Source organism: Micrococcus sp. LASM2_SD2 (assembly GCF_057364565.1).
The window spans coordinates 1-5,219 of sequence record NZ_JBNFOB010000177.1; the positions used below are offsets into that span (position 1 = coordinate 1).

The following is a 5,219-nucleotide window of genomic DNA, read 5'->3' on the forward strand; positions in this document are numbered from 1 at the left end:
GGCTGGCACTGGGGCGGCGAGGCCGCCCACCCGGTGCTGCCCCCGCGGCCACCGCACCCGCGTGGGTCAGGCCGCCCCGCTCGAGGAGCTCGTCTGGGGTCCGGGCCACCAGACCGACGGCACCACGAACCTCATGGGTGCGCTGAAGGCCGCGATGGCCACCTCGGGCTACACCGAGCTGAAGGACTTCCAGAAGGTCGAGGTCATCGTCAACCCTGCGGCGGGAGTCTGACCCGCGTGCTGCGCACCGCCCTCAAGCCGTTCTGGCTGCTGATGCTCGTGCTGACCATCGTGGTGTCCGGCGTGTTCGTCTACCTCTCGAAGTGGCAGTTCGAGGCCGCCGAGACCAACGCCCCGCCGCCGCGCGAACAGACGGAGAATGCCGTCCCGCTGGTGGGCCACCTGGGCGCAGGGGAGCCGTTGCTGGCCTCCCAGGCGGACCAGGTGCTCGAGTTCTCCGGCACCTTCCTCCCCGAGACGGACGTGGTGGTGGACAACCGCCTCCTGCAGGGCGAGGACGGCTACTGGGTGGTCTCGGCGTTCCGCCCGGACGAGGCGCCGGAGGGCGCCCCCGAGGGCATCGTCATTCCGGTGGTCCGCGGCTGGTCAGCGGACGCCGCCGCCGCGGACCCGGCCCCCGAGGGCGAGGTCACCGTGACCGGCCGCCTCCTTCCTCCCGAGGGTCCGATGCCACGCGTCAAGGACGGCCCGGACACGGGCGGGCGGATCCTCGTGGACAGCCTCTCGGCGGCCCAACTGACCAACTTCTGGGACGTGCCCTCCTACGCCGCGTTCGTGGCCGCGTTCGAGGTGGTCGACTCGGCCGGCGAGGACGTGGGCGTCGGGGCCGTCCCGGGCGGACTCGAGCCGGTGTGGGTCGCCCCGCAGCCCTCCGAGACCTCGATCGTCTGGCTCAACGTCTTCTACGCCGTCGAGTGGATCATCTTCGCCGGCTTCGCGCTCTACCTCTGGTGGCGCTTCGTCCGGGACGACCACGCCCGCGACCTCCGCGAGGCCGAGCTGGACGCGGAGTGGGAGCGGCAGTGGCGCGCCGAGGAGCTCGAGCGCCGCCGCGCCGAGGCAGCCCGCGCCAAGGAGGAGGCCCGCCGTGCGTACGCGGCCTACCACGCCTGGAGACCGTGGTCCCCGCCGAGCCGGCCGCCGCAGACCAGGCACCTGCAGACCGCACCCCCGGGGCCGCACGCCCCGACGCACCCCAGGAGTGAGCATGAGCCAGGACCGCATCAGCCAGGACCGCACGGACCAGGACCCCCGCCGCGAGCCGGTCGACCCGGACACCCTGCCGGACCCGGAGGACATCACCGAGGAGGACCTCGGCCCCGCCCCGGCCCGTCCGGCCACCACGCGCCGCTTCGCCGGCACCCGCCAGCAGATCCGCGGCGCGAAGACCTTCTTCAAGGCCTGCGCCTGGATCACCGGCATCATGCTGCTCCTGCTGGTGGTCGAGATGATCGCCAAGTACGGCTTCGGCAACGAGGTCTTCGCCGGCGGCGTCACGGCGGACGGCGTGGAGAACTCGTTCGGCTTCCACCCGGAGGACTCGGTCACCGGGGGAGTGAACCTCTCCAGCGCCATCCTCATCGCCCACGGATGGATGTACGTGGTGTACCTCTTCGCCGGCTTCCGCGTGTGGAACTTCATGCGCTGGGCCCCGTCCCGCCTGTTCCTCATGGCCGGCGGCGGAGTGGTCCCGTTCCTGTCCTTCTTCGTGGAGAAGAAGATCGACCGGGACGTCGAGGCGGAGCTGCACCGCTTCCCGGACGCCGCCCGCCGCTACTGAGCCACCGCCTTCGGAGCACCCCGCAGGCGCCCGGTCAGGCCCACGACACGCCGCGCACCCGCCCTGGTGCGCGGCCGTCGTCGTCTCCCCACCCCCGGTGCCTCGACTATCCTGGACGGGTGACTGACAACGCACCCCTTGAGGAGAACGCCACCGAGCTGGCCGAGGTGATGCCGACCGTCCTGGTGCTGGACTTCGGCGCACAGTACGCACAGCTGATCGCCCGCCGTGTGCGCGAGGCCAATGTCTACTCCGAGGTCGTCCCGGCCTCGACCCCCGCCGACCAGATCCTGGCTCGCGACCCTGCGGCCCTGGTGCTCTCGGGCGGGCCGTCCTCGGTCTACGAGGAGGGCGCCCCGCAGCTGGATCCGGCGCTGCTGGAGGCAGGCGTGCCCGTGCTCGGCCTCTGCTACGGCTTCCAGTCCATCGCGCACGCGCTGGGCGGCACCGTGGCGAAGACCGGCACGCGCGAGTACGGCTCGACCCGGCTGGAGAGCCTGGAGTCCGACTCCGTGCTCTTCGCCGGGCAGGACGACGACCAGGTGGTCTGGATGTCCCACGGCGACGCCGTCACCGAGGCCCCTGAGGGCTTCGCCGTCACCGCCACCACCTCCGGCGCACCGGTCGCGGCCTTCGAGGACCGCGAGCGCCGGATCTTCGGCGTGCAGTGGCACCCGGAGGTCGGCCACTCCTCCCGCGGCCAGGAGGTCATCTCCCACTTCCTCCACGAGGGGGCCGGGCTGGGCTCCGACTGGACTGCCGCCAACGTGATCGACGAGCAGGTCGCCCTGATCCAGGAGCAGATCGGGGACGCCCGTGCGATCTGCGGCCTGTCCGGCGGCGTGGACTCCGCGGTGGCCGCCGCCCTGGTGCAGCGCGCCATCGGCGACCGTCTCACCTGCGTCTACGTGGACCACGGCCTCATGCGCCAGGACGAGTCCGCGCAGATCGAGAAGGCCTTCGGCGAGTCCACCGGCGGCGCCCGCCTGATCATGGTGGACGCCCGCGAGGACTTCCTGTCCGCGCTGGCCGGGGTCACGGACCCGGAGCAGAAGCGCAAGGTCATCGGCGAGCGCTTCATCCGCACGTTCGAGAAGGCCCAGGCGGACATCGTCCTGGAGTCCGCGGACGACCCGCACGCCACGGACGTGAGGTTCCTGGTCCAGGGCACCCTGTACCCGGACGTCGTCGAGTCCGGGGGTGGCGACGGCACCGCGAACATCAAGTCCCACCACAACGTGGGCGGCCTGCCGGACGACATCGAGTTCGAGCTCTGCGAGCCGCTGCGCGCCCTGTTCAAGGACGAGGTCCGCGCCGTGGGCTCCGAGCTCGGCCTGCCGGACGAGATCGTCTGGCGCCAGCCGTTCCCCGGCCCGGGCTGGGCATCCGGATCATCGGCGAGGTCACCTCCGAGCGCCTGGACCTGCTGCGCGCGGCCGATGCGATCGTCCGCGCCGAGATGACCGCCGCCGGACTGGACCGCCACATCTGGCAGTGCCCCGTGGTGCTGCTGGCGGACGTGCGCTCCGTGGGCGTCCAGGGCGACGGCCGCACCTACGGCCACCCGGTGGTGCTGCGCCCCGTCACCTCCGAGGACGCCATGACCGCGGACTGGGCGCGCATCCCCGAGGACGTGCTCGCCCGCATCTCCAACCGCATCACCAACGAGGTCGACGGCGTCAACCGCGTCGTCCTCGACATCACCAGCAAGCCGCCGGGAACCATCGAGTGGGAGTGAGCGGCCGCAGCGACCGCCGTGGACCCGGGCCGAACGCCCGCGCCCGCGGCGGTCGCACGGCCATTCCCGTCCGCCGACCGTGACCCGACGACCTCGCACCCTGCGCGCCTGAGCCGCGTGGACCAGGAAGGACCGACCCCACCGTGACCGAGCACCAGTTCCCGCGCCTGAACCGGGCCCGCGCCGCCGCCTCCGGCGAGACCGCCGGCGACGAGCAGCGCCCGGACCCGGCCACCTGGGTCTCCTCGCTGGGCTCCGGCGCGGAGAGCGACACGATGCTGCGCTTCGCCCCCTCGGCGCAGAACAGCATCGACGTCACCCAGGGCAACAGCTCCGGCCTGTCCCAGCTCATGCTGGGCCGGCGCACGCGTCTGTCCACCCTGCTGCGCACCGAGGAGGAGCGGGAGCAGGCACGCAGCGTGTCCCTCGCCCTGCGCGCGAAGGTCCGCGAGCTGTCCGAGGAGCGCGGCATCAACGTGGGCGCCCTCGCTGTGGGTGTGGCCTCCTGGACGGCGGTGGAGGACGGCCGCCGCGAGCGCCGCTCCGCCCCGGTCATGCTGGCCCGCGTGGCCACCGCCATGCGCCGTGGGGCCCGGGGACGGGACGAGATGGAGGTGCAGATCGTCGAGCAGGCCGAGCTCAACCCGGCCCTCGTGCGCAACCTCCGCCGCCACCACGGCATCGAGCTGGACCCGGACGCCTTCCGGCACGCCGCCTACGCCATGGCCCGCCTCGAGCCGGCCCCCGCCCTGCACCTGCTGCAGGAGAAGGCCGGCCACCTCACGGACTTCCAGGTGGAGCACCGCCTGCTCGTCTCCACGTTCGCGGACCTGGGGGACACCGCCCGCGTGCCGGAGTCCCTCGAGCACCGGCCCGTGGTGCAGGCGCTCTACGACGCCGGCACCGGCATGGTCCCGCGCCGCCGGAGCCTCGAGGACACGGGGCTGCTGCCCGTGGCGCAGCGCAGCGCCGCGGACGAGCGCCACGTGCTGGACGCGGACCCCTCCCAGCAGCGCGTGCTGGACCATGCCCTGGCGGGGGAGTCGTTCCTCGTCCAGGCCGCGCCCGGCACCGGACAGACCCAGACGGCCGCGAACCTTGCCGCCCAGCTGGCCTGGGGCGGCAAGCAGGTGCTGGTGGTGGCGGAGCGCTCCGCCGCCCTGGACGACGTCCGCGGCCGGCTGGCCTCGGTGGGCCTGGAGGACACCGTCCTCCACGTCCCGTCCCACCCGGACCCCGAGCCGCTGCGTCGGAGCCTGGTGCAGGCCGTGCTCCGCGCCGAGCGGGCGCAGGCCCCGGACACCGACCGGCTCCGGCAGGAGCTCGCCGAGCACCACGCCCGCCTGTCCGAGCACGTCTCCTCGCTTCACCACGTCCGTCCGCGCTGGGGCTGCTCGCCCTACCAGGCCATGCAGGCGCTCGCCGCACTGACCTCCCTGCAGCCCTCGCCGGCCACCACCGTGCGCCTCAAGCGCTCCGTCCTGGACTCCACCGTCAACCGTCAGGCCGTGGCGGAGCAGCTCGTCCGCGCCGGCGAGCTCGGCGCGTTCTCCGCCGCCTCCACCCAGTCCCGCTGGTTCGGCGCCCGCGTCCGCAACGTCCAGGAGACTGAGGCCGCCACCGAGCTCGTCGAGGAGCTCGCGGCCCGCCTGGCGATCGCCGGCGTGCCGTGATCCGCGG

General features: G+C 73.2%; 2 protein-coding genes and 3 pseudogenes. All 5 read left to right on the plus strand.

The features are described from left to right. Positions 1 to 232, plus strand: a pseudogene (locus tag AC2W7A_RS09260) (GuaB3 family IMP dehydrogenase-related protein); the annotation flags it as partial. A 41-nt stretch (positions 233 to 273) separates the two neighbouring features. Further along, positions 274 to 891 (plus strand): annotated as a pseudogene (locus AC2W7A_RS09265) (SURF1 family cytochrome oxidase biogenesis protein); the annotation flags it as partial. Positions 892 to 1,228: 337 nt separating this feature from the next. After that, positions 1,229 to 1,801: a DUF3817 domain-containing protein gene (locus tag AC2W7A_RS09270; RefSeq protein WP_485991113.1), complete on the plus strand. Its 573-nt coding sequence runs from the start codon at positions 1,229 to 1,231 to the stop codon at positions 1,799 to 1,801. Between the two features lie 170 nt (positions 1,802 to 1,971). Further along, positions 1,972 to 3,539 (plus strand): annotated as a pseudogene (gene guaA, locus AC2W7A_RS09275) (glutamine-hydrolyzing GMP synthase). Positions 3,540 to 3,682: 143 nt separating this feature from the next. Continuing rightward, a complete protein-coding gene (locus tag AC2W7A_RS09280; RefSeq protein ID WP_485991112.1) occupies positions 3,683 to 5,212 on the plus strand; it encodes an AAA domain-containing protein in 1,530 nt (509 codons plus the stop codon). Positions 5,213 to 5,219 lie beyond the last annotated feature (7 nt).

Coding starts and splice junctions, on each gene's coding strand:
- AC2W7A_RS09270 (WP_485991113.1), top strand. CDS start 1,229: ATGAGCCAGGACCGCATCAGCCAGGACCGCACGGACCAGGACCCCCGC.